Raw genomic sequence first — 3,853 nt, forward strand, 5'->3', positions numbered from 1 at the left:
GAACCGCACGTGCACGATCTCCTCGTAGGTGGCGTCCGCGGCGGCCCCGGCGGCGGCGAGGCGCGCGAGCTCGTCGTCGTCCTTGACCGCGCGCAGCATGGGCAGCCGGTCGGTGACGGCGTGGAACCCGGTGCCGGGCAGGGCCGCCTGGAGGCCGAGCAGGTGCAGCGCCCACGCGCTGTCGGACACGGCGTACCGGGCGCCGGGGCGGAGCAGGGCGCTCGCGGCGGCGTACGGGTCGCTGCCGTCCGACCAGTCGACGACCGCGGTCGCCGCCGTCCCCGCGGCGCCCTCCGCGTCGGGGCGCTCCAGGGCCGGCACCACCAGGGTCGGCTCGCGGTCGGCGGTCAGGGCGAGCAGGGTCAGCCGCTCGGTGATCGCGGTCGGCTGGTAGCCGGTCAGCCACACCAGGTCGGGGCCGGGCGTGACGAGCACGCCGTCCAGCCCGGCCGCGCCGGCGTCGGCGACGACCCGGGCCATGCGGGCGGCGTAGTCGTCGCGGGTGAACGGGGCGGCGTCGGTCACGAGGGGTCTCTCGGGGCGGTGGGTGCGGGGCGGTCCCCGGCGACGGGTCCGGCCGCGGGCCCGGCAGCCGGTCCGGCCGCCGGCCGGGACGCCGCACCGGCCGCCGAGGTCGGGATCGTGATGAGGTGCGCCGCGGCGGCCGCGGCCGAGTCCTGCACGGTGCCCTGCGCCGCGCGGTGCCGGCGGATCGCGACCACCGCGAGCAGGATGCCGAGCGCGCTCAGCACGGCCATGACCCACGCCGCGGCGGCGAGCCCGGACGCGAGCGCGTCGGACGGCGAGGCGCCCGCGTCGGTGCGGTCGGCGCCGACGGACGCGTACACGGTGGCCGCGATCGCCGTCGCCACCGCGGCGCCGACGTACCGGGCCATGTTGGACACGCCGGACGCGGCGCCGACCTGCTCCTCGGGCACGACCGCGGTCGCGGCCGAGGACGACGGGCCGTTCGACAGGCCCATGCCGACCGCGATCGCGAGCAGCGGGAGCAGGAACGCCCCGTAGCCCCAGCCGGCCTGCACGAACCCGACGATCACGAACCCGGCGGTGGTCAGCAGGAACCCGACGCCGATCACCTGCCGGCCGCCGACCTTCTTGGTCAGCCGCGGCACCATCGGAGCCACGACCACGAGGCCCACCGTGGCGGGCAGCGTCGCGAGCCCGGCCTGGAACGACGAGAACCCGAGCGCGGCGGGGTCCTGGAAGTAGAGGCTGAGCAGGTACATCAGGCCGTTGATCGTGCCGGCGCCGATCAGGATGGCCAGCGTCGCGCCGACCAGGATCCGGTTCCGCAGCAGCGCCAGGTCGAGCAGCGGCACCGCGACCCGCTTCTCGACGACCACGAACAGCCAGCCGGCGACAACGCTGATCGCCAGGCAGCCGATCGTCGCCGCGGACAGCCAGCCCCAGTCGCCGCTCTTGCTCACGCCGAGGATCAGCGGCGCGAGGGTCAGCGCGACCAGCACCGTGCCGAGGTAGTCGATCGACCGCGGGCGGTCCGGGTCCTTCGACTCGGCGACGGTGAAGTACGTCATCAGCATGCAGACCACGCCGACGCCGGCGTCGATCCAGAACAGCCCCTGCCACCCGGTCAGGTCGACCAGCACCCCGCCGAGCAGCGGGCCCGCCGCGGCCCCGACCGCCGCCGCCGCGCCCCAGAGGGACACCGACCGCAGCTGGTCCTCGCCGTCGCTCGCCACCGACAGCAGGCTCAGCCCGCACGCCAGGATCGTCGACCCCGCGGCGCCCTGGATCAGCCGGCCGACGATCACGCCGGTGCCGTCCTGGGACAGCGCGATCAGCACGCAGGACAGCACGAACAGCAGCAGGCCGAGCTGGAACACCCGCTTGCGGCCGAACACGTCGCCCAGCGACCCGGCCGTGATGATCACCGCGGCGCCGACCAGCGAGTAGCCGGTGACGGCCCACTGCAGCGTGTCGACCGAGGTCCCGGTGTCCGCGCTGATCGCCGGCAGCAGGATGCTCACCGCCGAGGTGTTTGCGTTCACGACGAGCGTCGACAGGCAGGTGGCGATCAGGACGCTCCGCGCGCCCCGTGCCGTCGTGCCCGCCGCGGCGCTCCCCGCCGATGCGTCGCCCATCGTCGACCCCCTCGTCCGGCGGGCCGCGCCCCTGCGGCGGTCCGATCGTCCGGTGGCTCGACCGTAGGACCGCGGACCCCCGTGGCCGATCACCCCGAGGGGGTGAGCGATCGCCGACCGCCGGTCGACATCCTGGTCAGGTGGCCGACCCGGGGCGTCGAGGACTCGCGCGGGCGAGGGCCGCCCTGGCCCGGCGGCTGTTCCCGCTGCCCGCCGAGGCCCCGCGGGTCCCCGAGCAGCCGCCCGAGGCCGTGCTCGACCTGCTGCGCCGGCTGGGCGTCGCGATGCAGCGCGCCGGGGACGCCGCGGACCGGGTGTCGCTGATCCTCGACGACGTCGCGGCCGTGTACGCGGCGTCCGGGGTCCGGTTCTTCGTGCTGCCGACCGGCGTGTTCGTCCGGATCGCGGCCGGTGACTCCACCCGCGTCGACTTCGCGCCCGCCCCGAACACGTCGCTCCGGCTCGACCAGGTCGACGCGCTGTACCGGCTGATCGACGACATCCGGCACGCGAAGCTCGGCGTCGCCGAGGCGGTCGCCCGGCTGCAGGCGCTGCTCACCGCCCGGCCGCGGCTGCCGGCCTGGCTGCGGGTCGCCGGCACCAGCGTGATGGTGCTCGGCCTGGGCCTGCTGCTGAACCCGACCGCGTCCGCGCTGCCCGCGTACCTGGTGCTGGGGCTGCTCGTCGGCGTGCTGAGCCTGTGGGGGGAGCGGTCGCACGCGGTCGCGGTGGTCCTGCCCATGCTCACCGCGGGCGTCGTCACCTGGCTGGTGTTCCGGCTCTCCGAGCCGCTGCTCGGCTCCGCGCCGCTCGACATCGTGATCCCGACGCTGGTCACGATGCTGCCCGGGGCCGCGCTGACGATGGCGACGATCGAGCTCGCGTCCGGGTCGATGCTGTCCGGGTCGGCGCGGCTGGTCTACGGGCTGGAGCGGCTGCTGCTGCTGACGTTCGGCATCGCGCTGGGCGTGGAGTTCGCGGGGTTGCCGGGGCCGCCGGTGGCGGAGGCGCCGCTCGGGGCGTGGGCGCCGTGGGTCGGCGTGGCCGTGTTCGGGCTCGGGGTGTTCTTGTCGTCCGCGGTGCCGACGCGCTCGCTGCCCTGGCTGCTGGCCGTGCTCGGCGTCGCGTACGGGGTGCAGGCCGGGGCCGGGCTGGTGTTGAACCCGCTCGGGGCGTCGTTCGCGGCCGGGGTCGTGGTGCTGCCGGTGGCGTACGCCATCCAGCAGCGGCCGACCGGGCCGCCGGTGCCGGTGACGTTCCTGCCGGCGTTCTGGCTGCTGGTGCCCGGCGCGCTGGGGCTGGAGGGGGTGACCGAGATCGTGGGCGCGGACGCCGCCGCCGGGCTGGGGGACTTCCTCAACGCGCTGCTGACGATCGTGGCGATCGCCGCGGGGGTGCTGGTGGGGAGCGGGATCTCGGAGCGGGTCGGCCGGGCGACGGGCGGGTGGCGGGGGTTGTGAGGGCGGGGTCGCGACCACAACGAACGGAACGAGACCCGGTCCCGAGTGATCGGTAGCGTGTCGTCGGTGCCGACCATCCACCGCGTGCCGGCGCCGGTCGCGGTGTCGTTCGCCGACCGACGGGCCGACAGCAGTGCGTGATCATCTGCGGGTGGCCGCGGCAGCGCTCGTCGGGCCCGCCTACGTCGTGATCGTGGGCCTCGTCGAGGTGCAGCAACGTGCCGCGCTCAACGGTGTCGTGGTGAGCTGGGGGAACCGCCCGATCGCCGT

Annotated in this window: 3 protein-coding genes; 1 reads left to right on the top strand and 2 read right to left on the bottom strand. The window is 75.6% G+C overall.

Annotation, left to right across the window (positions count from 1 at the left end; translation table 11 throughout):
* Both VER05_RS14020 and VER05_RS14025 read right to left on the bottom strand, forming a co-directional pair.
* Positions 1 to 525, bottom strand: a 525-nt coding sequence (locus VER05_RS14020; RefSeq protein WP_324845951.1) for an aminopeptidase P family N-terminal domain-containing protein, incomplete at its 3' end; no start/stop codon positions are given.
* On the bottom strand, positions 522 to 2,123 hold the full coding sequence (locus VER05_RS14025) for an MFS transporter (RefSeq protein ID WP_324845952.1): 1,602 nt from the start codon (positions 2,121 to 2,123) through the stop codon (positions 522 to 524). The genes VER05_RS14025 and VER05_RS14020, both read right to left, overlap by 4 nt.
* 140 nt (positions 2,124 to 2,263) lie before the next feature.
* Here VER05_RS14025 and VER05_RS14030 point away from each other — a divergent pair, with 140 nt between their 5' ends.
* Entirely contained in the window at positions 2,264 to 3,583 is a 1,320-nt protein-coding gene (locus tag VER05_RS14030; RefSeq protein ID WP_324845953.1) for a threonine/serine ThrE exporter family protein, read from the top strand.
* Positions 3,584 to 3,853 lie beyond the last annotated feature (270 nt).

It is taken from the genome of Cellulomonas sp., assembly GCF_035634735.1.
Taxonomy (GTDB): Bacteria; Actinomycetota; Actinomycetes; order Actinomycetales; family Cellulomonadaceae; genus Cellulomonas.